A 23,138-nucleotide genomic window follows, 5' to 3' on the forward strand; every position below is an offset into this window, starting at 1 on the left:
CTCCCTCAAGGCTGCGCAGCCAGCGAGCGGCTGGCGAGGTTGGAAAAGATGGTCTCAAGGTTGGGCAGCAGGATGAAACCCTGCGGCCCGCGATAAAGTCCGGTCAGGTATTCCGGCGGCCACGAACTGGCCGAGGCGGGGACCGGCTCGATCACCGCCGTCTCGATGGTGGACACCTCGTGCACGGCATCGGCCTCGATGGCCACGACCGTCGCCTCGCCCGCCACCCCGACCTCCAGCACAAGGATGCGGCGGCGGTCGTCGGCGCCCTCGTCGGGGATGGTCAGCACCTGTTTCAGATCGGCCAGCGGTACCACCGACCCGCGCACGTTCACCACGCCCGGCACATGCGCCCCGGCCCCCGGCACCCGCGTCACCGGCAGCGGGTCGAGGATCTCGCGCAGCAGATGCGCCGGAATGGCCAGCGTCTGCGTGCCCAGCGACATCGTCACCACCGTCAGGTTCTTCTGCGGCCTCAGATCATGCAGCTTCATGCCGCCACCTCCCGCGCGGCGCCGTCCTGCGCCCGCCCCATGCCCACCAGATGCTGTACGTCAAGGATCAGCGCGACCGACCCGTCGCCAAGGATCGTTGCCCCCGACACGGCCCGCACGCCCGCGTGCAGCTTCGACATCTGCTTGATGACGGTCTGGTTCGTCCCGATGATCCGGTCGACCACGATGCCCACGCGGCTTTCGCCCGACATCACGATCACCACGTTCTGCGCCGCCCCTGGCTCGCCCCCGCAGTCGAACAGGTGGCGCAGCCGCAGGAAGGGGACGAATCCCCCGCGGATATCCAGAAAATCCCCCGTCCGCTTGGGCTGTGCCTTTTCGGCGGGCAGTTCCACGATTTCCTGCACGCTGGCCATGGGCAGGGTGTAGCGTTCGCCCGCCACCTCGATCAGCAGCCCCTCGATGATCGCCAGCGTCAGCGGCAGGCGCAGCGTCACGGTCGTGCCCTTGCCCTTGCGGCTCTCGATCTCCAGCGATCCGCGCAGGGATTCGATGGTGCGGCGCACCACGTCCATTCCCACGCCCCGCCCCGACAGTTCCGTCACCTTCTCGGCGGTCGAGAAGCCGGGTTCGAACACCAGCGCAAAGATCTGCGCGTCGGTCAGTTGCGCGTCGGGCGCGATCATCCCCTGCGACACGGCCTTGGCGCGGATCTTCTCGGGGTCCATCCCCCGCCCGTCATCGCGCACGCGGATCAGCACCTCTGCCCCCGCATGTTCCGCCGACAGCTCGATCAGCCCCTCGCGCGCCTTGCCCGCGGCCGAGCGTTCGGCCTGCGTCTCCATCCCGTGGTCGATGGCGTTACGCAGGATATGGACCAGCGGATCGGCCAGCTTCTCGATCACCGTCTTGTCCAGTTCCGTATCCTCGCCCAGAACCGAGAATTCCACGGGCTTGGCCAGACTGTCCGACAGGTCCAGCACCAGCCGCCGGAACCGCCCCACCAGCGACCGCATCGGCACCATCCGCATCGTCATCGTCGCATCGCGCAGGCCACCGGCCAGCCGCGTGATCTGCTCCGCCGTGGCGATCAGCGCGGGATCGCGGCTTTGCCGCGCCAGTTCGGTCAGCCGCGCCTCGACGATCACCAGCTCGCCCACCGCATCCATCAGCGCATCCAGCCGTTCGGCCGGAACGCGGATCGTGGCCCCTGCCGTGCCTCGCGCGCGGGTGCGGCAGCCGCCGCCGGAGGGGCGCTCGCCACAGGTCCGGTGTCCGCGTCCGGCGGTGCCGCGTCCTCTGTCAGCACCGGGGCATCCGTCCCCGCCGCAGGCTCCAGCCGCCAGTCGGCATCGACGAACATGAAAACCTCTTCCACCTGCGCGGCATCCACCCCCGCAGGCAGGTCCATCTCCCAGCCGATGGCGCAGCCTTCCACGTCCAGCCAGTGCAGCGGCGGCACATCGGAAAGATCGGCCACGATCCCCGCAGCCCCCAGCCCGCGCAGCTCGTCCAGCACGATCTCGGGCCGCGCGCCCATCGCCAGCGCAGCCCCCGACAGCCGGAAGCGCAGCCGCGACGGTGCGTCCGCCGCAGGCAGGGCCGCCACCGGTGCCGTGACGGCGGCGGGCGCTTCGACCTCGCCGCCCGCCATCATCGCCTTCAGCCCCGCAAGGATCGCCGCGCGCCGCCCGTCAGGGTCCGGCTCGCCCTCTACCAGCCCCGGGATCTCGTCCTTGGCGGCCAGCGCCAGACGCAGGATTTCCGCCCCCACGGCCAGTGCGCCCGACCGGATACGGTCGAAGACCGTTTCGAATTCGTGGATGAAGGCGGCAAGATCGGTAAAGCCGAACATCGCCCCGCTGCCCTTGACCGTATGCAGGTCGCGGAACACCTGATTGACCAGCGCCATGTCGCCGGGCCGCTTCTTCAGATCCAGCAGGCCCCGTTCCAGACTTTCCAGAAGATCGCGCAATTCCTCGCGAAAGATCGCCGCCATATCGTCGGTCATCAGCCCAGCACCTTCTTGATCACGGCCAGCAGCTTGTCCTGCGTAAAGGGCTTGACCATCCAGCCCAGCGCCCCCGCCTCGCGCGCCTGTGCCTTCAGATCCTCGGCGGAATCCGTCGACAGCACGACGATCGGCACGCCCTTGCCCGCCGGATGCTGGCGCAGCGCGCGGATGAACCCCAACCCGTCAAGATTGGGCATGTTCTGGTCGGTGATGATCGCATCCACCGGCTGGGCCAGCGCCTTGGCCAACCCGTCCTGTCCGTCGACCGCCTCGATCACGGCATAGCCGGCCTCTTCCAGCGTCATCGCGATCATCCTGCGGATGGACGGGGAATCATCGACGGTCAGTACTGTCTTGGACATGTTTCTCGGCTCTCTATCTCTTTTCCGGCATCGGGCAGTTCAGGCGGCAAGGGCATCGCCCAGCGCCAGCCGCGCCGCCATCACGCCCAGCGCCCCTGCCTGTGGCGCATCGATCTGCAAGTTCCGGTCCAGTTGCCGCGCCGTCCGCTGTGCCGACAGCAGGACCTGCACCACGGCCGTATCCACAGCCGTCAGCCCCGCCGTGCGAAGCACGACATCTCCCTCGGCCAACGCCCCCAGCAGACGCGCCCGCAGGGCCTCCGCATCGCCCGCGCGCAGATCGCCCTCCAGTTCAAGCACAGCCCCCGACATCCCGTCCCCCTTTCGCGCATTGCGGGACAGACCCGCCCCATCGCTTGCAGGAACGGCGCAAGGCCGCGTTCTGTTAGGGGAAAAATTGATCAGCCGGTCGCGGATCACCGGCCCGCGGTCCGACCCTACGCCCGCAGGGTCGCGCCGCGCCGTCCGGTCGCTAGACGACCACCACGCGGTTCCGGCCCTGATCCTTGGCCGCATACATGGCGCTGTCCACCTGCGCGAAGGTCTCGTCCAGCGACCGGTCGGGCGACAGCATCGCCACCCCGAAGGACATGGTCAGCCGTCCGTATTGCGGATCGACCTGTTCCTCGATCACGACCTTCATCCGCTCGGCGAATTCGGTCGCGGCAGTGATGTCCGTGTCGAAAAGCAGGATCATGAACTCGTCCCCGCCCCAGCGCACCACCGCATCCTCGCGCCGCGACTCGATCCGCAGCACGCGCGCCACGCGCTGGATGGCACGGTCGCCCACCAGATGGCCGTGGATGTCGTTGATATCCTTGAACCGGTCCAGATCGCACATCACCAGCGCGGCCTGCGCCCCCTGCGTCTTGACCTGCACATGGGCGTGCTGCAACAGCGCCTCGCCGCTGCGCCGGTTCAGCAGCCGCGTCAGCAGATCGGTCGAGGCCGCCTCGGACAGTTCGCGGTTCTGCAGGATGTGCAGCGTCACATCCTTTGCCACCACGATGATATCCGCCTCGGCAGCCGGTCCGGCATCGAAACGGCAGGCGGTCAGGTCCAGATAGCAGATCTCCTCGTCCAGCCCGCGGAACGGCACGATCCCGCGCGCCGTGGCCAGCGCGTTGCCCGCACGGGCCTGCTCCAGCAGTTGCGCGGCCACCGCGAAATCCCCCACCACAAGGTCGCGCAGATTGACCCGCTGCCGGCATCTGAGAAGCGAGGTAAAGGCCACATTGGCAAAGGTCAGGGTATAGTCCGTATCGATCGTGAAGATCGGTTCCGGTATCACGTGCAGCGCCTTGTAAAGCGCCGAAAAACTGTTCAGCCCGAAAGGCTTGTCCGTGATGTCCGACTGGATCGACACATAGTATTGCGGCTCGCCGGCATCGTTCAGCACCGGCGTGACGGTCCAGTGCACCAGATAGCGTTCGCCCGTCTTGCGATAATTGTAGGCCACCCCGTCAAAGCCCCGCCCCTCGCGGATCGACTTCGACAGATGGGCGATCACCTCGGGGTCCGTCTCGGGCCCCTGCAACATCGACAGCGACCGTCCGACCAGTTCGTGCAGCTCGTATCCCGTCATCCGGCAGAAGGCGGGATTGGCATAGATCACCGGATAGCCGGGGTCCGCGCTGGTGATCACAAGCGAATTCCATATCTGGCGGATCGCCATCCTGATCGCGTCCGAAATGGCATCGGGCATGTCCGCACCGGCCAGCTCTTGGGTTCCGCCTGTCATCCCGCACCTCGGCCCGGATCGGTGTTCCAGTTGATTTTGTGTGGTTTTCCAAACAGATAACCCTGCACATACCGCACCCCGAGCGAGGCAAGGATCGCACTGTCCTCCTCGGTCTCGACCCCTTCGACCACCAGGCTCGCCCCGATCGATCCGGTCAGTTCGACGATCAGGCGGATGATGTGCCGGCGCCGACCGGACTCGCGCAGTCCGGCGATCAGCGACTTGTCGGCCTTGACGGTGGCGAAATCGAACGAGGCGAGACGCTCCAGCCCCGAACCTTCCTTCCCGAAATCGTCCAGATAGACGAGGAACCCGCAGTCATGGATCTTCGCAAGGTTCCGCGCGATCTGGTCGGGCTGCATCTTTTCCAGATAGGGGGTTTCCGTGACCTCGATGGCGATGCGGTAGCCTTCTCTCACCAGCTCCAGCAGAACAGGCGTCAGCGCGTTGTTCTCGAACTGGTTGAACAGGTCGAACGGATCATAATTGAACGAGAAATAGGGCGCATCCGCCCCGTCGGGCGGGCGGGGTGGCAGGGCCGCGCGCACGATCGCCGCCATGTCCTGCACCAGCCCCTTGTCACGCAGCGCCGCGATGAAATGCGTGATGAAGGACGGCAAGGGAACGAACCTGCCATCCGGTCGCTGCCAGCGCACCAACGCCTCGTAGCCGACGGGCAGGCCCGACCCGATGGCAACGATGGGCTGCAGGTGAAAGCAGATCTCGCGCGCACGGATTGCCTGCACCAGATCCATCAGCTTGGGTGTCTCGGTGCTGTATCCCAGCTGCTCCAGCAGATGCGCGTCCGCCTCGACCGCGCGGTTCTTGCCCGTGGCCTTGGCATAGCGCAGGGCCATGTCGGCCCGCTCGGACGCCACGGTGATATTGTCACCCCGCCGCAGCAGCCCGAAGCCCAGCGATATGGTGCAAAAGGCTACCGCATCGTCAAAGCGCATCTCCGTGGCCGCGATGCGTTCCACCGCCTGCGCGAAGAAGGCCTGCGCCGACGGCCCCGTCGCCTCCACCGGGACGAGGATCAGGAAATCCTCGCCGCCAAAGCGGCAGATGACCTCGGCCTCGGGAATGACGGACAGCAGGTTCCGCGCCAGTCGGCCAAGGACAAGATCCCCGACCCTGTGCCCGTGGCTGGCATTGATCGACTTGAAATCGTCGATATCCGTTATGGCAAGGTAATAGTCCTTTTCGCGGTGGTCATGCGCGTAAAGCTCCTGAAACCGCGGCCGTCGCATCGCGCCGGTCAGGTTGTCGTAATGCGCCTCGCTCCGCAGCGCCTCGGTCGTCCGGTTCAGTTGCGCGATGAACAGGTTCAGCACCCGCGAGAAGAAGCTGAACTCGTCCTGTCGCGGATCGACCAGCGGCTTCATCTGGCCGGTCGCGGGATTGCTTTCGAAATAGCTGGCGATATGCCCGATCCGTCTGGACAGAAAGCGCCGCATCAGCAGCCAGAAGCACGACACGCTTCCCACAAAGACGAAACCGGCAAAGATGACGGGCTTCACGAAGGTCTGGATAAGCTGAGCGTTCTGGCTTTGCGTGCTCATCACGACGTAAAGGTCGCTGCAGGTTTCCTTCAGCGCAAAGGCGGGCGAGACGGTCGCGACCGGCAGGCAGATGCTCGTGCGGGTGAACAGCCGGTCCCCGTGCCATGTCAGGACGGCCGAACTCTTCTGGCTCGGGTCGATCCCGAGCGAGGCCTTCAACTCGTCCACCGGCACCGCCGACCGGCGCGGCGAGGCCGAGGCGATCACCTCCCCGCCATTGATCAGGAAGGCATCGACAAACCCGTCGCGCCCCTGCATCGCGGCCAGACTGTGCCGCAACTCGCGCATCGTGTTCTGACTGAGCTGGCTTTCCAGCAGGACGCGCAGCGAAAAGGTCATCTCGAGCAGTTCCTGCTCGGTCACGCGCGACATCCACGAATAGGCCGACTGGATCACCAGCGCCATGATGGCAGCATTCGCCGATACGAAGATCGCCGACATGAGGACCGTCATGGTCGTGCTGAACCCCGGCCGGATCCGCATCTCAGCGACCGGTTCCGTGCGGCTCGATCCGGTCCAGCAGATCCGGCAAGGCCAGATCGCTGCGCCCGGTCTCCACAAGCCAGCCATGGATGCCCGACACCAGCCTTCGGAAACTCTCCGCGGCAAGGATCGCCTCGCCCTCCGCCGCCGTGGGAAGCGTCAGCCCGTCATACTGGGCATAGACATCGTCCTCGGCCACCCCCAGCCCCGCGGCAAGGGCGGGGACCAGTTCGGGATCCTTCGCGCGGATGCGCCCTGCAATCTCTTGAAAGGATCGCATCATCGCCGCGACATCGCCCTGCATCCGGTCGTCGTAACGCTCTTTGCGGACGACCAGCACGTCGATGATCGCAGGGCCCAGCTGCGACGAATCGAAGATCGGCGCACACCCCGCCGCCACAAGATCAGAGGCAAAGGGGTTGAATGTCAGGAAGGTATCCGCCGTCCCCGCGACCAAGAGGTCCAGATGCTCGTCGACCGAGGCATTGACGCGCGTCACGTCCGACAGGGCCAGACCGTTCCGCGACAGATAAAGATACAGGAAATATTCGCCCAGCGCGGTGCTCTCATGGGCATAGACGCGGTCGCGCACTGCCGCATCCGGCGTGGTGGTGCAGATCACATCCGCCCCGCTGGAGATGTCCGTCACCGCGACGACGACCAGCTCCGTCCCCCGCGCGGCCGAGGAGACCGCCTCGTCCAGCGTCAGCGCCGCCATGTCAACCAGCCCGATCTCGAGCGCCGACGTCACCTCGGACGCGTTCCAGTACCGCACGAGCTCCAGCGGCCGCGACGCATCGGAGGGCGCATGCGCCCCGATCAGGTAAAGCGGCTCATATCCCGGCCAGACATTGGTGGCGATGCGTATTTCGTCGTGGTTGGCGTGGGCGGATTCTGAGGTCAGTACGACAGTGCACGCTGTCGCAAAAACTGAGAAACCAGCATGTGGCCAAAACCGCTGAATAAACATATCTTGCAGCTCTCGCGCAAAAGAGTGTTCCAATGTCGAGTAACAAAGTAGAGACCACTTTCATAATGGACCCTACCTATTTCAACAACACAAGCTCGACCAAGCCGCAGTGTTCGCGGCCTTACGGCGTGGTCGTGGTAGTAAGCTTGGTTTTTACGTCATCAAACGTTGTTTCGATTACGCCACCAAGCGTGGTGAAAGCTGCAATGATGATAACTGCAAGGATCCCAACAATAATCCCGTACTCAATCGCAGTCGCACCGTTCTCGTCGCGCCCAAACCGCGCAACGCTCTTGACGAAATTCTTGATTTTCATGAGCTTCACCCTTCTTTTGCGTGATCCACTCCAGCCCGGTTTTACGTGCACGGGACGAGTCGTGGCCTGAAGATTCACATAAGAATGATTTGATCGTCTGGCAAATTTTTAATGTGCGGCGATCTTTTTTCCACTCGCTTACTTCACTAAAGTTATAATTTTATCTTTCGATAAAGACCCCAATTCCAATGGCTGGATTACTGCTCTTGCGTTTGCTGTTTAATATCAAGATCAACAATCGCGTGGCGGTGTGCCGTGATAAAATAAGGCAGGGACTGACAAAGTTGACCGGCACGATTTCAACGATGGGTGTGGCACGCTGCCTCGCACTCGGCCTTCTGCTGGCCGGCTGCGTACCGGCAACCGGCCCCGCCACCGATCCCGCCACCGCAGCCGCCACCGTCAGCCAGGGCTACACGCTCATCGGCCAGAAGGACTACGCCAAGGCCAAGACCACGCTGCAATCGGCCCAGCCCTTCCGCACCGGTGACCGGCGCGCGCTGATGGGCCTTGCCGTCGCCTCGGACATGACCGGCGATTTCCGCACCGCCGACCGCGCTTACAAGGAACTGCTCCTGCGCGAGACCGACCGCGCCATGCTCTTCAACAACATGGCCTATTCCTACATGCTGCGCGGCGATTACGCCCGTGCATCCGCCTATCTGGCCGAAGCGCGCCGCCACGATGCGGCCAATGTGACCATCGCCAACAATGCGGCGATGCTTGAAAGGGTGGCACCGCTCCAATGACCCCGCATCGGCTCATCATCGCGGGGCGCGCAGCCTCGGTCCGGCTCGGATCTCTCCTCGCCCTTCTGGCGCTGGTCCTGCTTGCGGCCACCACCCCCTCCGGCACCGCCACCGCACAAGAGGTGAAGGTGTTGCGCCTCGCCATGGGCGAGACCGAGGTGATCGACGTCCCCTTCGGTCTGGCCGATGTGATCGTGGCCGACCAGAAGGTCGCCTCCATCACCCTGCTCTCGGCACAAAGCCTGCTGGTCACCCCCCTCGCGGCGGGCAGCACGCAGGTCATGCTGCGCGATGCCGAAGGCACCGCCCGCCTGACCCTCTCGGTCGCCGTGCGCGAGGATTTCGCCCAGCTCCAGAACATCCTTGACGAAGTCTCGCCCCGCGCGAACATCGAGGTCCGCAACGTCAACGGCCGCGCCCTCGTCGCGGGCATCGTGGGCGACGAGGCCGAGGCGAGCCGCATCCTCGACATCGCCCGCTCCTACAGCGACGGCGACGTGATCGACGCGCTCAAGGTCGCAGACCCGCGTCAGATCATGCTCAAGGTCAATATCCTCGAACTCTCGCGCAGCGGCGGCAAGGAGCTGGGCATCAACACCTTCCGCGACCCTCAGGGCATGGAAGGCACGAATGGCGACCCCTTCGGTACGATCAGCCGCAACCTGAGACTCTCGGCCAACGGCAAGCCCTACAGTGTCGACCTTCTGCTGCAGGCGCTCGAGACGAAGGGCATTGCCCGCCGTCTGGCCAACCCGACACTGGTCGCGGTGAACGGATCGACCGCCAGCTTCGTCGTGGGTGGCGAAGTGCCGATCACGACCGCCACCGAAGATGGCGAATCGACCACCTACCGTGAATACGGCGTGAAGCTCGCCTTCACCCCGCAGGTTCTGGACGGCCGCGTCATCCGCCTGCAGATCATGCCCGAGGTGAGCGAGGTCGACTGGTCCCGCCGCGTGAACGACAACCCCGCCTTCGTCTCGCGCAAGGTCGACACCACGATCGAATTGCAAAGTGGCGAAAGCTTCGCCATCGCGGGCCTGCTGCAAAGCGACAGCGTCCGCTCCGCGCGGCAATATCCGTGGATGGGCAATGTCCCGATCCTCGGCGCGCTGTTCCGGTCCTCGGCCTACCAGAAGAACCAGACCGAACTGGTGGTCGTGGTCACGCCCTATCTCGTGAACGGCGACTCGCCCGAGAACATCGACGGCGACCCGACCCTTCAGGCGGGCGATCCCGATGATGCGGAAACCTTCCTGCTCGGCGCGGTCGAGGACAATGACGAGGTGAAAAGCCGTTTCCTTGGCGGATTCGGTGTCACCGGGCCTTACGGGCACATCCTGCCGCGCCAATAGACGGCGCGGCGGCAGACCGTCCGGCCCCGCAGGGCCGACGGGGTGGAACAGAAGGCAGGCCCCTGCAGCGGGGCCATTGATGGAGTGCAACGATCCATGCGACGCAGCCGAATCCTTCTCTTGGCGGTGCTGTCCGGTCTCGGAACACTCGGGCTCATGCAATATGCGCGGATGGCGCAGCAGCAGGTCGCGCAGGAAGAGACGGTCGCCCCCACCACAAGCCAGGTCCTCGTCTTTGCAGGCGACCTTGCGCGGGGCACGCTCGTGGACGGGTCCAGCCTGCGCTGGCAGGAACAACTCATCTCCGCCGTTCCCGCCGGTGCGATCACCGCCACCAGACCGGATGCGCGCTTTCCGGACGGCGTGACGGGCAAGCTCCTGCGCCGCGACGTGCTGGCCGGAGAGCCGGTGAATGCCGGCGTCTTCGTGGACGGCCCCGCCGGTTTCATGTCGCTGACGCTGCAGCCGGGAATGCGGGCGGTGGGTCTGGCGGTCACGCCGCAGAAACTTGCGGGCGGGTTCATCCTCCCTGACGACCGCGTCGACGTGATCCACACGGTGGACGGCGATTTCGACGGCGACGGCCGCGCCAGCAGCTATTCGCAGACCATCCTCAAGAACGTGCGCGTCCTTGCCGTGGGCACCACACCCTCGGGCCGCGTCACCAACCGCACCGCGGGCGAACAGGCCGAAGAGGACGGGACGCAATCCGACGTCACCCTCGACGGCGAGACGGTCACCCTCGAACTGGGCGAGGCCGAGGCCGCCGTCCTCTTCTCGGCCATGGCCAGCGGCCAGATCTCGCTCGCCCTGCGCGCACTCGAAGATTCCGAGCCATCCGGCATCGCCTCCATCCTGGGCTTCGAACAGGGCCCCGGGGCCCCGACGCCCGAACCCGCTATGGCCGCAGAGCCTGCCGCCCCCGCCGTGGCAGAGCCTGCAGCGGCTCAGACACAGGAACCGACCCCGACCGCAGCCCCGGCCCCGACCGCCACGGCCGCTTCCGCGGCCGAGCCGGAAAAGGTGACGGTCCGACTGATCGAAGGGGGCAATGAACGCTTGGTCGAAATCCTGACCGGCGGGGAAACACGATAATGATCCAGGATTCGCTCTTCATTCCGCGCAGCACCATCGCCGCCTTCGCCAAAAGCGAAGGCGTCTACGAGGTGCTCAAGGCGCTCAAATCCCACCCGCTCCTGACCCGCGCCCAATACGAGGCCTATCACGGCGGGATCGACGATCTGGTCAACCACTATCCCACCGGCGGGACGCCCCAGCTTCTGCTGCTGGAACATGACGGCCCCATCCCCGACCTCGACCGCGTGGCCGAGATCAGCGCACCGCATACGCAACTGATCGTGCTGTCGGGCAACAACGACATCGGGCGCTACCGCCAGCTGCTGGACAGGGGCGGGTCCGATTACCTTTTCACCCCCGTCTCGCCCGAATTGCTGGTCGCCTCGATCAGCCGTTCCTTCGCGCGGGCCGAAAACCGCAAGACCGCCAGCATGTTCGCCTTCTTCGGCTGCGGCGGCGGAACCGGCGCCTCGACCGTGGCGCAGAATGCGGCGGTGCTGCTGTCGCAGGTGCCCGACAAAAAGGTCATGCTGATGGATTTCGACCTGCATACGGGCAGCGTCGCCATGACCTTCGGCATCACACCGGTGCGCGGGGTCCACGACCTGCTGCGCGATCCGAAATCCATTTCGGCACAGGAAATCGCCCGCATCGCGCATGAACGCAATGCCGGCCTGCAGGTGCTCTGCTCGGTCCCCTCGCTGGAGCCGGGCTTCGCGCTCAAGGTGGACCATTTCGTCGACATCCTCGATCAGGCGCGGATGCTGGTCGACTATGTCGTGATCGACCTTCCCGGCGGATGGAGCACCCTGCACAGCCGCCTTCTGGCCATGACCGAACATGTCGGCCTCGTCGGGCTGCCCGATCTTCGCAGCTTCCACCTCCTGCACCGCATCCAGCAACTCTCCGCCAAACTGCGCGAGGGGATGCCGCCGGTCGATCTCGTGCTGAACCGCTGGACGCCCGCCTCCGAAGGGGTCATCTCCTCCTCGCTCTATACCGACCTCCTGCGCGGCGGCCGGATGGTCCAGGTCGGAGAGTTCGGCCCCCTCGCCATCGAAAGCGACGCCGCCGCCCGCACGCTGGCCGAAACCGCCCCCACCGCCTCGGCCCTGCAGGACTTCACCCGCTATCTCGAATCCAAGACCGGAACGCCCATCGTGCCAAGGACGCGGCAGACCAAACCGCTCCTGTCGCGGCTGTTCGGGAAAAAGGCGTCCTGACCCATGCGCCGGCTGCGCCAATTCCTGACGGAAACCTCCGGGGCAGCCGCCATCGAATTCGCGATTCTCAGTCCGCTGTTCCTGATCCTGCTTGTCGGCATGCTGAACCTCGGCTCGCAGGCCTTCACACAGGCGCGGCTGAACCAGACCGTCCGAGAGACGGCCGAGGCCGCACTCTTCACGCAGGACACGGCAGTGCTGTCCGCCATACTGCGCGCGGCACTGACAGACGCGGGCTTGCCGACGTCCGGCAGCACCGGTGCAGTTCTGGTGGAGCTCAGATGCCTCTGCGGGATCGAAGATCTCGCCGAAGCGCTCTGTACGGTGCAGAAAACGGCAAGCTGTACGGCCACCGGCATGCCATGGGAACTGGTGTTCAAGATCAGCACGAAGATCCCCTTCACCCCTCCCCTCCCGATCGAGGGATACGGGCCACGGGAACTGACAAGCGAATTGCGGGTGCAGTTGCGATGACCCTGCGCCGTTTCTTCCGCGATACAAGTGGTGCCACGGCGGTGGAAACCGCCCTCATTTCCCTTCCGCTCATCACGCTGACCTTCGGCATCATCGAGATCGGACGCGCGCTCTACATGCAGCAGGCGCTCAGCTTCGGGGCGGACAGGGCTGCACGCATCCTCTACATAAACCCCACCGCGACCGAGTCCGCGATGGAACAGGCGGTGGTCGACAGCGTGTTCTTCGTCGATCCGCTCCGCCTCGACGTCAGTCTGGACCTCGCGCCGACGACGGTGAATTCCGAGGATTTCACGACAAGACGCCTGACCGTGACCTATGACTTCGTCAGCCTCGTCCCGTCGATCCTCACGGGCACGATCAAGCTGTCGTCAGACCGCCACGTCGTGATCCGCAAGCCCGCTACTCCTTGAGGGAGATGCGCTGCTGTGCCGTGATCTTCGGCGCATTGGGCGGCATTGCCGACCGGAAATCGCAGGAATCGTCCAGTTCGACCGTCGAATTGCCCGAAATCGTGATCCGGCCGGACAGAAGCCGGATGCAAGGCTCCACGACATCCCGGTTCGTATTGCCCGAAAACTCGACTTCGTCATTCGGGAAATAGATCAGACCCGACAGCACCGTGCCATTGTTGCCCGTGAAGGAATGCTTCAGTTCGGTCCCGACCCTGTCGCCAAAGAACAGGATGCCGTTATAGGGGTCCGTTCTGTTGCTGGTGGCTTTGTTATACGCGGTCAGCTTGACCTGTGCACTCCCGCTCACCGACAGCGTCGCGCCGTTCATCAGATAGAAGCTGACATTCTCTCCTTCGACGACAGCTCCGGCGTTGATCGTCAGGTCGCCGTTCCTTGCACCGTCGATGATATAGAGACCCGGTTCGAAACGGACCTCACCCTTCAGATTCAGATCGTCAAACCGCGCAATCTTCAATTCGCCCAGCGAAGAAATGCTCTGCCGCGCCGCATAGACCACCCCGCCTGCATTGACCGGATCGGCAGTCGGGGAAACGGCATTGATCCCGCCGACCTCGGACGAAGTCAGCATGTGCAGATCGGCATATGGATCGGCAGACGGCCGCTGCCGGATCTTCGGGGCCGCGCATTCGGGATCGGTATAGGTGATCTTGACGTTATCTTCCTGCAGGTTGTCCGTTCCACCCACGGTATAGACACAGGTCGCCGTCAGTTCCGCATTGTTGCCGACCCTCTGCGCGCTATTGGACGCGACCGAATTCGATGCCGCCGCGCAGTTCACCATGGTGACTTCCCCCGACCCGCCGATCGACAGCGTCACACCGGTCTTGCCCAGCGCTACCATGCAGGCCTGCTCTCCGCTTTCGGGGTCCACGCCGGCCACCGCCCGTGCCGTGATCAGCACATCGTCAGCCGCACCTGTCGTGCTGAACAGGGCCGTCAGATAGCGCGGCAAAGCGCGGGAAACGGTCACCTCTGCATGGTTCTTGCGCCCCGCATAGCTGCCGGTCGTGGGGGGCAGCGTCAGCACCAGATCGTCATCCGCCAGCAGACCCGCGCCGCTGGCACGGTCCATGACAGACTCCCGCACCTTCCCGATGTCATCCGTCGAAAGCGACCGCGTCGCCGCGGTATAGGCCGCGACATCCGCGATGTGCTGGATCTTCCTCTGCGTCAGCAGCCACATGCCCACTTCGCTGCCCAGCGCCGCAAAGCCGATGAGGATGGGCGATACCAGCGCGATATAGACCGCCGCCGCACCGCTTTCCGACCGAAGGAAGGACCGCATGGACACCACCTAGAAATCCGCCGTCAGCACGATGGGCGCGATGATCACGACGAACAGCACCGGCAGGAAGAACACGATCATCGGCACCGTCATCTTCGGGCCCAGCGACGCCGCCCGCGCCTCGGCATTGGCCAGACGGGCCTGACGGTTCGCCGCCCAGATCGTCCGCAGCGAATGCGCGATCGAGGCACCCTGCTTTTCGGCCTGCACCAGCGCGATGGTGACAGATTTCACCCCGGGCAGGTCGATGCGCTGTGACAGGTTGACATAGGCCATGCGGCGTTCCTTCAGCAGCGACAGGTCGGCCACGGTGATCACGAATTCCTCGGCCAGGATCGGTGCCACGGGGGCCAGTTCCTGCGCGATCCGCCGCATCGCCACCTCGATGGACAGTCCGGAATCCAGACAGATGATCAAAAGCCCGATCGCATCGTCCCAGTAATCGCCAAAGGCCCGCCTGCGCGCCGCGATCCGCCGCTTCAGCCAGCCTTCGGGCAGGTAGATCCCCACCGCAAAGGCCAGCACCGTCAGCGCCACCGTCGCCAGCCCCCCCGGTCCGCGCGGCATCCCGCTCAGGAACAGGAACGTCCCCGCCGCCAGCAGAATGGCCAGAAGCGCGCGGACACCCTCGAAATACAGATACATCCGCGGCGCGCGCAGCCCCGCCTGACGCAGCAGCACGCGGCGCTGCTTGCCAAAGGTCGACCGGTCCCAGATCCAGTCGATGGCCTTCTGCCGCCATTCGTCCAGCGCAAGCTTGCCCGACAGCCAGGCCAGCGGGTGGCGCAAGATGGACTTGCGCCGTTCCTGCTGCACTGCATCCTGCAGGATCGACCGCGCCCGCCGCGCAAGGGCCGAGCTTTCGGTCCGGCCGGGTCCGGCCAGCAGGACATAGGTCGTCACCGCCGCAATCGCGGCAAGCGCGAGCGGCGCAAAGGACAGGACCAGCGACAGCACCTCTTCCCGCATCACAATTCGATCCGCATCATCGACCGCATCACCACCACGCCGACCAGCATCCAGCCAAGGCTCGCGCCCACGATGATATTGCCGGTCTCCGTGTCGATCAGCGGACGCAGGAAGTCGGGCGCCAGCAGCGAAAGCGCCCCGATCAGCAGCACCGGCACCGCCCCGATGATCAGGGCCGATGTCCGCGCCTCGGCCGTCATCGACCGCAGCTTGCCCTGCAGCGTCGCCTTGTCACGCAGCAGGTTGGCCAGATTGGTCAGAACCTCCGCGATGTTCCCGCCCGACTGGGCCTGAATCGCCACGACGATCGCAAAAAGCCGCGCCTCGCGCACCGGCACGCGGTCGGCAAAGCGGGCGACCGCCTCGCGCATGGACAGGCCCACGCCCAGATCGTTCATGATCTGGAACAGCTCGCGCCGCAGCGGATCGCGCCACTCCGTCGCGGCCAGCCGCAGGCACTCGATCAGCGGCAACCCCGCCCGCACCCCCCGCACCATGAGGTCGAGCGCATCGGGAAGGTCATCCGTAAACAGCTTCAACCGCCGTCTGGCCAGAATCCGCACCTGCAGCAGCGGCGCCCCGATCCCCAGACCCACAGCCCCCAGCGCCACCTGCAGCAGCGGCAGGTCGAGAAGCCACAGCACCAGCGCCATCACCACCGTCGCCGCCGCCGTATAGCCCAGATGCCGCTCCACCGACCGCTCGGTGCCCGAGCTTTTCAGCAGCCGCGCCAGCAGGAACCGCCCCTCGCGCTGCCGCGTCGCCTCCAGTTCGTTCAGCGCCTTCTGGATCTCCTCGCGCGCCCGCGCCTCGTCATCTGGCTCGACCGAGGCGACACTGACCAACCCCGCGGCCAGCAGCCGCGCGTCAAGCGCAGACTTGCCCTTCCGGTCGCCTCCGGCAAAGGCCATCAGCACCAGCCCCACGGTCAGCGTGACGGACAGGCCGAACAGCAGGCTCATGACAGGATCACTGACCAGCGCGGACATGCTCAGACGATCCCCAACTCGGCGTCCTCGGCCGAATTCCGCCGCGCGTTCAGCGCGCCCAGCGCCGCCGCCAGACGCTGCTGTTCGCCGAAATAGGTGGCACGCGGCCAGAAATTGGGCTGGGTGATCCCCGTTCCGCTGTGACGGCCCAGAATCCGGCCATCCGCATCCTCGCCCTCGATCCGGTAGACGAAGATATCCTGCGTCGTGATCGTGTCCTCCTCCATGCCCACCACCTCGGTGACATGGGTGATGACGCGGCGCCCGTCCCGCAGACGCGCGGCATGGATGATGACCTCGACCGAATTGGCGATCATCTCGCGGATCTGCCGCGCAGGCAGCGCCAGACCCGCCGCCGTGATCATGCTTTCCAGACGCCGCAGCGCCTCGCGCGGGCTGTTGGCATGCACCGTGCCCATCGACCCGTCATGCCCCGTGTTCATCGCCTGCAACAGGTCGAACGCCTCGCCCCCGCGCACCTCGCCCACCACGATCCTGTCCGGCCGCATCCGCAGACAGTTGCGGACCAGATCGCGCATCTTCACCTCGCCCTCGCCCTCCAGATTGGGCGGCCGCGTCTCCAGCGGTACGACATGGGGCTGCTGCAACTGCAACTCAGCCGAATCCTCGCAGGTCACGACCCGCTCGGACTTGTCGATGAAGCCCGCAAGACAGTTCAGCAGCGTCGTCTTGCCCGACCCCGTCCCTCCCGACACGATGGTGTTGCACCGCGTCCGCCCGATGATCCGCAAAAGCTCCGCCCCGTCCGCGGTGATCGATCCGTAGCGGACAAGATCGTTCAGCGTCAGCTTTTCCTTGCGGAACTTCCGGATGGTCAGCGTCGGCCCCTTCAGCGCGAGGGGCGGCACGATCACGTTGACGCGCGACCCGTCCGGCAGGCGGGCATCGCAGATGGGCGAGGATTCATCCACCCGCCGCCCGACCAGCGACACGATGCGCTGGCAGATGTTCAGCAGATGCGCATTGTCGCGGAACTGCACATCCACCCTGTGGATCTTCCCGCCCCGCTCGACATAGATTTCCTTCGGACCATTGACCATGATGTCGCTCAGGTCGTCCTGCGCCAGCAAGGGCTCCAGCGGCCCGAAGCCCAGCACGTCATCCACCAGCTCGTCCACGATCCGGTCGGCCACGAAGGTCGGCACCGGCGTCTGCCGCCGCGCAAGGATGCGCCGGATCGCCCCCGCAATCTCGGCCCGCGCATCCTGCGGGTTCAACTGGTTCAGGCGCGTCGCGTCGAAGATCTCGACCAGCGACTGCCGCACCTCGTCCATGATGGGGTAGAATTCGTCGTTTTCCGCGCTCAGCGCGGCCGCCTGCGCCTCCGGCTCCGTGACCGCCGCCGCCGCCGCCGTCACCGTACGCAGCGGAACCGCCTGCGGTGTGCCCGTGCGCTGCGCCCTGCCGAAAGCCATTCCGTGATCCCCCGGGAAATTGCCGCGTAAAACAGAACCGGACGGTAGGTAAAAATCATGGATGCGTAAAGTCGAGGCCGGTCCGGCTTTTGGATGCAATTTGCACCCAAGGGGGAAATCAATCCGATGGTTTTGCAATTAGGATAAACACACATACCAATAGACCATCCGGAGTGAATTCTACGTCCGTCCCGCTGCTGTTAAGCTGCGTGCACACCATCGGAGTTCCGGAATGCATTTCGAGCGCAGCAAAGTGATCAAGAAGCCGGGCGTCCCCGTCCGCATCCATTTCACCAATGGCGGATCTCTCAAGGGACTGGTCTTCATCAGCAATGACGGCCGCGTGCTGGATGCGATCGAACGGCGCGAATACTTCCCCCTGCGGACGCTGTCCGGCACGCGTCTGGTCCGCAGCAGCAGCATCGTCTGGATCGAGATCCTGTCCTACGAGGATTATCTGGCCGACCGCGAAGCCTATCCCCCCGTGGACGAGAATTACCTGCGCTCCAACCGCTGGTGACTGTCAGCTTGCGGGATGGTCCTGCTCGTATTGCTCGAAGATCCGCGCGAATTCCACGCTGACCTTGTCGAAGGCGGCGAAGAGATCGGGGTCGAACTTCGTGCCGACCAGCTGCGACATGTTCTGCAAGGCTTCCCTGTGGCTCAGCGCCGCCTTGTAGGGGCGCTGTGACCGCAACGCGTCATAGACATCGATCAGCGCCATGATCCGCGCCGCCAGCGGAATATCGTCGCGGCTCAGCCCCTCGGGATAGCCGGTGCCGTCCCAGTTCTCATGGTGATAGCGCGCCACATCCTCCGAAATGGTCAGCACCGGCTCGTCGTCCAACCCGCTCTTTTCGGTGAAATCGCGGATCATCTGGCCGCCCATGCTGGCATGGACCGACATCGCGTCGAACTCTTCCTTCGACAGCCGTCCGGGCTTCAGAAGGATGCTGTCGGGCACCGCGACCTTGCCGATGTCATGCAGGCGGACGGCCTCGGCCAGATCCGTCTCGTTCATCTCCGCCGCCCCCCGGATGCCCGCCTCCCGTGCCGCACCCAGCAGCGCGCGCGCATATTGCGAACACCGCTCGAGATGCGCGCCCGTCTCGTTGTCGCGATGGCGCGTGATGGCGACCATGGCATTGATCAGCCCGCGGCGTAGCGTGTCCTGATAGTCCACCATGACCCTGCGCGTCTCGCCCGACACAAGGTACAGCAACATCCCCGTCATCAGCTGCAGGCACCCCATCAGCAACCAGTTGCTGGGCGAGGACAGGTGCACCCCGATATCCGGCGGCAGCGGGATATAAAGCCCCGCCACGGCCAGCGCAAAGACCGCGGCCAGCGGAATCGCCAGCAGCAGCAGCGATGCGAACCGCGCGCGCCGCGTGTCCAGGATACCGGCCAGCAGAAGCGCCACGAAGAAAAGATAGGGCCCGCCCGAGGCCAGCCCGTTCACGGCAAACCCCGTCAGAGCGGCCGATCCGAACAGCGTCAGCAGGAACAGGATGATCTGTCGCCCGCTCAGCCGCGACCGTATGGCGTAGATGCCGCACCCCACGCAGTAAAGCGCCACGAAGACCGGAAAGCTCTCCGTCTCTCCCACCACCACACGGCGATAGAGCAGGACCGTGATCAGAAAGCTGAAGAACAGCATGACAACCTTCAGAAGCCGCAGCCCCAGAAGGTGCGAGAAATCATCGTAACGGTGCGCCGACGCACCCGCGAGACGGTTCATTCTTTATGGTCCTGCCCGTTTGGCCGTCCGGTTCGCGACGCACTGTCCCACCGGAATTGGCCGCCCCTAGGTTGTGCAAATTCGCGTCACAGTCCAGCCATCCCGCCAGTGGCAAAGGTCTGCAAGGTAGATGGGCAGCGCATCGCCCCAACCATCCGAATGGCCCGCAAATCTTTCGCGCAGCCCATGCATCCCCCGCCGCCTTCAGGCCGCCGCCGCCAGCACCGCCTTCTCGGCCCGCGCGCGCAAAAGATCGCAGGCCTCGGCGATCACCGGACCAAGCCGGACCAGCGCCTCTTCCACCGCCTGCGGGTCGCCCGCCTCGCACAACTGCTCGACCTCCAGCAGTTGCAGACCCAGCCGCTTCATCCCGATGGTCAGCGTCACCCCCGACAGCCGGTGACAGATCGCGCCGATCCGCTGCAACTCCCGCGTTTGGCGGCATTCCTCATAGCCCGACGTCACACTGTCGCAAACCTCCTGCGCCAGGGTACCCGCCCGCGCGCCATAGGCCCGCAACAGCGCCTCCATCTGCGGTAGGTCATGCGCGATGACCTCCTCCTCCGCCTCGTGCATCTCGCCCAGCAGCGCGACGAAGTTCCGCACCGTAAAGGGCTTGGGCAGCACCCCGTCGAACAACCCCTCGCCATCCTGTGCAAAGGGCGAGGCGGCGTAATGCGCGCTGATCGCAAAGACAGGCGGCACCGCATCGTGCAGCGTCGACCTGATGCGGGAAATCGCGTCATAGCCCGACACCCGCGGCATCCGCAGATCGGTCAGGATGACATCAAAGCTCTCGGCCAGACAGATATCGACCAGCTCCTGCCCGTCCGACACCAGCGTCACCTGCGCCCCGCAGGCCGACAGATCGTCCACGATCACGCGCCCGATGATGGGGTCATCCTCGGCCACCACGATCCGCATCCCCCGCAGGCAGGCATCCGACAGGGTCGCGCCCTTCGGCTGCCCGGGTGCCACGCGCTGGTCCAGCCGCAGCCAGAACATGCTGCCGCTGCCCTGCCTGCTGTCCGCCCCGACCGTGCCGCCCATCGCCTCGGCCAGCAGCCGCGCCGTCACCAGACCCAGCCCGTTGCCCTTGGGATTGCGCTCCACCCCGCCCTCCAGCACGCCGGCGCGCTGGAACAGGTGCGACAGCGTACGCTCGTCCATCCCCTCGCCCGTATCGCTCACCACGATCACGACCTCTGCCAGACCCGGCGCCTTCTCGCGCACCCCGACCTTCAGGGCGATGGTCCCCTGCATCGTGAACTTCGCGGCATTGGTCAGGAAATTCAGCAGGATCTGCCGGATCTTCGACCGGTCCCCGACCAGCGGCTCCGCCAGCCCCTCGACCGTCACCTCCAGTTGCACACCGGGATAGATCGTCGGCTGCACCGTCTCGATGCAGGCGCGGGCCAACTCCTCGGGGCTATAGGGTTCCTCGTGCACAAGGATATCCGACTGGCTCAGCTTGGCGCAGTCCAGCACGTCGTCGATCAGCCGTAACAGCCCGTGCGCCTCGCGCGTGGCGTGATCCAGAAACGCCTCGGCCCCGCGGTCCGGCTTGCGCTTCACCGCATCGATGGCCGAAAGCAGCGAGAGGAGCGGCGAGCGCAACTCATGCCCCAGCGTCAGGACAAAGGCCAGCCGGTCCCGCAACGGCTGGGTCGCATCCACCGGCTGCGGGCGGGGCGCACGGCGCAGCAGGACATGCGCCAAGAGGCTCATGACAACCGCGAACAGCACGGGAATGGCCAGTGTCGATGGCCGCAACCAGTGCCGGTGGACAGAGACTGTCCAGCCGAAGGGCAATTCATGGACTGCATGTTTCGTGAAGAACACCGAAACCAGCCACGAGTCATGGATGCTCAGATTGTCGATCCACCGTTCGGCGTGCTGCACCCGCGCACCGTTCGCGTCGCGCAGGTCGACATGCATCCCGACCGGTGCATCCACGTCCAGAAGCGGGCCGAAACTGTCCACGGAATGGGACAGATAGACATAGCGTAACTGCTGCCCGAAACTGACCTCCCGCACCAGCGACACGGTGGGCACAGCACTCTTGAGTCCGATAAACACATCGGTCAGCACCGCCGCCTTGGTGACCGACGCCCGCTTTTCCGCCTTGAGCGGCACGGCATAGCGCTGGTCCGTCCGTGCGATCGACGGCGGGATGGCCCCATCTCCCAGCGTCATCATTTCGTAGACCGCCTCTTGTCCGGGGCGGACGATGACGAACCACGCGCCCACCGGTTCGGCAAGATCCGTGGCAAGCTGCCGCACCTGCGGATCGGGAACGTCATACTGACCAACGGCATTGGCAAACCCGTCCAGAACGGCCTTGCGACGGTCGATCTCGGCCGCGAAACGCGCCTCGAAGGACCGTGCAAAGGACGTCACCGCCGCCTTTTCGCTGGCACCCGCCCAGAAAAGACCGAAAAGCAGCGCCAGCGCGAATACCAGCGCCGCGCCGCGCGCGGGCGTCACCTCTGGCCTGCCACGGAACGTGGCGCCGTTCCTGTGGGTCATGGCCTCAGCCGATGCCCTGCATGACCGCCGTCAGGGCGATCTGCGTCCGGTTGGCGGCATTCAGCTTGGCGCAGATCGACCGCACATGCGCCTTCACCATGATCTCCGACAGGCCCAGCTCGTTCGCGATGGCCTTGTTGGTCATGCCGCGCGTGATCCCCTTGACCACATCCATCTCGGCCGGGCTCAGCGCGTCGGACTGCGCCTTGCGCCGCGTCGGCCTGCGCTGCGACACGGCAAAGGAATGCGGCAGGAACGTCTCGCCAAGGGCCACGAAGCGCACAGCATTGGCCAGAGATTTGAGAGGCAGCGTCTTGGGAATGAACCCCCGCGCGCCCATCTCGATCGCCCGCAGCGCCCCCTCGGCGCGCACCTGCCCCGAAAACAGCACGACCGATCCCGGAGCATTGGCCGCAACCATCCGCTCCACCCCCTCCACACCGTTCATCCCGGGCATGTCGAGGTCCAGCAGCAGCACGCTATAGGCCCCGTCCTCGCGGATCACCTTCAACGCCGAATCCACGGATTCGGCATGAGCCGTGCGGAACCCCGCCTCGTTGTGCAACCATGCACTGGTCATTTCCGCAGTAAGGGTGTGGTCGTCCACCACAAGCACACTGATCGTCTCGCCCTGCACGGTAGCGCCTTTCCTGTATCTTCCCCCGGATCGCAAATGCGTCTTATCGTTTACTGAACCGCCACATAGACCGCGAAAAATCGTGCAATCTGCCTAAAAACGTGCCGAACATTATCGTTATAATAATTCGGTCAAAGCCGTGCACAAACAAGACCCCCCTACGTCATTCATTGACGCTTGGTCTGATTTTTCAGGCCAAAGGTCAGAATTTTTATATACTAAAGTGGTAGTCGTAACTAAAGTTTTACTCTGATCTGCTTGCCATAAATGGACTTTCTTGCCATTTTTTACTTTA

23 protein-coding genes are annotated in these 23,138 nt (G+C 64.8%); 7 read left to right on the forward strand and 16 right to left on the reverse strand.

Going from position 1 to position 23,138, the window contains the following annotated elements; translation table 11 throughout:
• Positions 1-5: 5 nt before the first annotated feature.
• The 9 genes from GU927_RS06605 to GU927_RS06640 all read right to left on the reverse strand — a co-directional run bounded on the left by GU927_RS06605 (position 6) and on the right by GU927_RS06640 (position 7,903).
• On the reverse strand, positions 6-494 hold the full coding sequence (locus GU927_RS06605; protein ID WP_161761563.1) for a chemotaxis protein CheW: 489 nt from the start codon (positions 492-494) through the stop codon (positions 6-8).
• Entirely contained in the window at positions 491-1,624 is a 1,134-nt protein-coding gene (locus GU927_RS20600; RefSeq protein ID WP_332838489.1) for a chemotaxis protein CheA, read from the reverse strand. Before GU927_RS20600 ends, GU927_RS06605 begins: the two co-directional genes overlap by 4 nt.
• Positions 1,624-2,466, reverse strand: coding sequence for an Hpt domain-containing protein (locus tag GU927_RS20605; protein WP_332838490.1), 843 nt, complete (start codon positions 2,464-2,466; stop codon positions 1,624-1,626). Before GU927_RS20605 ends, GU927_RS20600 begins: the two co-directional genes overlap by 1 nt.
• Complete coding sequence (locus GU927_RS06615; RefSeq protein WP_161761564.1) at positions 2,466-2,831, reverse strand: response regulator; 366 nt, start codon at positions 2,829-2,831, stop codon at positions 2,466-2,468. Before GU927_RS06615 ends, GU927_RS20605 begins: the two co-directional genes overlap by 1 nt.
• Positions 2,832-2,870: 39 nt before the next feature.
• Positions 2,871-3,143 carry an STAS domain-containing protein gene (locus GU927_RS06620; protein ID WP_161761565.1) on the reverse strand — a complete coding sequence of 91 codons (273 nt, stop codon included), beginning with the start codon at positions 3,141-3,143 and terminating at the stop codon, positions 2,871-2,873.
• A 160-nt stretch (positions 3,144-3,303) separates the two neighbouring features.
• A complete protein-coding gene (locus GU927_RS06625; protein ID WP_161761566.1) occupies positions 3,304-4,572 on the reverse strand; it encodes a sensor domain-containing diguanylate cyclase in 1,269 nt (422 codons plus the stop codon).
• Positions 4,569-6,617, reverse strand: a complete 2,049-nt coding sequence (locus GU927_RS06630; protein ID WP_161761567.1) for a bifunctional diguanylate cyclase/phosphodiesterase — start codon at positions 6,615-6,617, stop codon at positions 4,569-4,571. Before GU927_RS06630 ends, GU927_RS06625 begins: the two co-directional genes overlap by 4 nt.
• Position 6,618: 1 nt before the next feature.
• The gene (locus GU927_RS06635; RefSeq protein ID WP_161761568.1) at positions 6,619-7,587 is read right to left on the reverse strand and encodes an ABC transporter substrate-binding protein; all 969 of its coding nucleotides are present in this window, start codon (positions 7,585-7,587) and stop codon (positions 6,619-6,621) included.
• Between the two features lie 121 nt (positions 7,588-7,708).
• Entirely contained in the window at positions 7,709-7,903 is a 195-nt protein-coding gene (locus tag GU927_RS06640) for a Flp family type IVb pilin (protein ID WP_161761569.1), read from the reverse strand.
• Positions 7,904-8,208: 305 nt separating this feature from the next.
• Between GU927_RS06640 and GU927_RS06645 the strand changes: the two genes are divergently transcribed.
• From GU927_RS06645 to GU927_RS06670, 6 genes are all read left to right on the forward strand, one after another.
• The gene (locus GU927_RS06645) at positions 8,209-8,652 is read left to right on the forward strand and encodes a hypothetical protein (RefSeq protein WP_161761570.1); all 444 of its coding nucleotides are present in this window, start codon (positions 8,209-8,211) and stop codon (positions 8,650-8,652) included.
• The gene (locus GU927_RS06650; protein ID WP_161761571.1) at positions 8,649-10,007 is read left to right on the forward strand and encodes a type II and III secretion system protein family protein; all 1,359 of its coding nucleotides are present in this window, start codon (positions 8,649-8,651) and stop codon (positions 10,005-10,007) included. Before GU927_RS06645 ends, GU927_RS06650 begins: the two co-directional genes overlap by 4 nt.
• Positions 10,008-10,103: 96 nt before the next feature.
• Positions 10,104-11,102, forward strand: a complete 999-nt coding sequence (cpaB, locus tag GU927_RS06655) for a Flp pilus assembly protein CpaB (RefSeq protein WP_161761572.1) — start codon at positions 10,104-10,106, stop codon at positions 11,100-11,102.
• Positions 11,102-12,307, forward strand: a complete 1,206-nt coding sequence (locus GU927_RS06660) for an AAA family ATPase (protein ID WP_161761573.1) — start codon at positions 11,102-11,104, stop codon at positions 12,305-12,307. The genes cpaB and GU927_RS06660 overlap by 1 nt, the downstream gene beginning before the upstream one ends.
• 3 nt (positions 12,308-12,310) lie before the next feature.
• Complete coding sequence (locus tag GU927_RS06665) at positions 12,311-12,781, forward strand: TadE/TadG family type IV pilus assembly protein (RefSeq protein ID WP_161761574.1); 471 nt, start codon at positions 12,311-12,313, stop codon at positions 12,779-12,781.
• A complete protein-coding gene (locus tag GU927_RS06670) occupies positions 12,778-13,194 on the forward strand; it encodes a TadE/TadG family type IV pilus assembly protein (protein ID WP_161761575.1) in 417 nt (138 codons plus the stop codon). The genes GU927_RS06665 and GU927_RS06670 overlap by 4 nt, the downstream gene beginning before the upstream one ends.
• Here GU927_RS06670 and GU927_RS06675 read toward each other — a convergent pair.
• The 4 genes from GU927_RS06675 to GU927_RS06690 are packed head-to-tail and all read right to left on the reverse strand — an operon-like array spanning position 13,184 to position 17,936.
• On the reverse strand, positions 13,184-14,542 hold the full coding sequence (locus tag GU927_RS06675) for a TadE/TadG family type IV pilus assembly protein (RefSeq protein ID WP_161761576.1): 1,359 nt from the start codon (positions 14,540-14,542) through the stop codon (positions 13,184-13,186). The two genes, GU927_RS06670 and GU927_RS06675, sit on opposite strands and share 11 nt — an antisense overlap.
• 9 nt (positions 14,543-14,551) lie before the next feature.
• Positions 14,552-15,511 (reverse strand): type II secretion system F family protein, encoded by a 960-nt coding sequence (locus GU927_RS06680; RefSeq protein WP_161761577.1) that lies wholly within the window; start codon positions 15,509-15,511, stop codon positions 14,552-14,554.
• Positions 15,511-16,500, reverse strand: coding sequence for a type II secretion system F family protein (locus GU927_RS06685; RefSeq protein WP_161761578.1), 990 nt, complete (start codon positions 16,498-16,500; stop codon positions 15,511-15,513). The genes GU927_RS06680 and GU927_RS06685 overlap by 1 nt, the downstream gene beginning before the upstream one ends.
• A 2-nt stretch (positions 16,501-16,502) precedes the next feature.
• Positions 16,503-17,936: a CpaF family protein gene (locus tag GU927_RS06690; RefSeq protein ID WP_161761579.1), complete on the reverse strand. Its 1,434-nt coding sequence runs from the start codon at positions 17,934-17,936 to the stop codon at positions 16,503-16,505.
• 232 nt (positions 17,937-18,168) lie between these two features.
• On the opposite strand from GU927_RS06690, the gene GU927_RS06695 reads away from it, so the two are divergent.
• Positions 18,169-18,456: a hypothetical protein gene (locus GU927_RS06695; protein WP_161761580.1), complete on the forward strand. Its 288-nt coding sequence runs from the start codon at positions 18,169-18,171 to the stop codon at positions 18,454-18,456.
• 3 nt (positions 18,457-18,459) lie between these two features.
• Here the strand turns inward: GU927_RS06695 and GU927_RS06700 are convergent, their stop codons facing one another.
• The 3 genes from GU927_RS06700 to GU927_RS06710 form a co-directional block, all read right to left on the reverse strand.
• Positions 18,460-19,677: an HD-GYP domain-containing protein gene (locus GU927_RS06700; protein ID WP_161761581.1), complete on the reverse strand. Its 1,218-nt coding sequence runs from the start codon at positions 19,675-19,677 to the stop codon at positions 18,460-18,462.
• A gap of 204 nt (positions 19,678-19,881) precedes the next feature.
• Positions 19,882-22,206, reverse strand: a complete 2,325-nt coding sequence (locus GU927_RS06705; RefSeq protein WP_161761582.1) for an ATP-binding protein — start codon at positions 22,204-22,206, stop codon at positions 19,882-19,884.
• 4 nt (positions 22,207-22,210) lie between these two features.
• Positions 22,211-22,843: a response regulator transcription factor gene (locus tag GU927_RS06710; RefSeq protein WP_161761583.1), complete on the reverse strand. Its 633-nt coding sequence runs from the start codon at positions 22,841-22,843 to the stop codon at positions 22,211-22,213.
• Positions 22,844-23,138 lie beyond the last annotated feature (295 nt).

The sequence above is a fragment of the Paragemmobacter amnigenus genome (assembly GCF_009908265.2).
In the GTDB taxonomy this organism is placed as follows: Bacteria; Pseudomonadota; Alphaproteobacteria; order Rhodobacterales; family Rhodobacteraceae; genus Paragemmobacter; species Paragemmobacter amnigenus.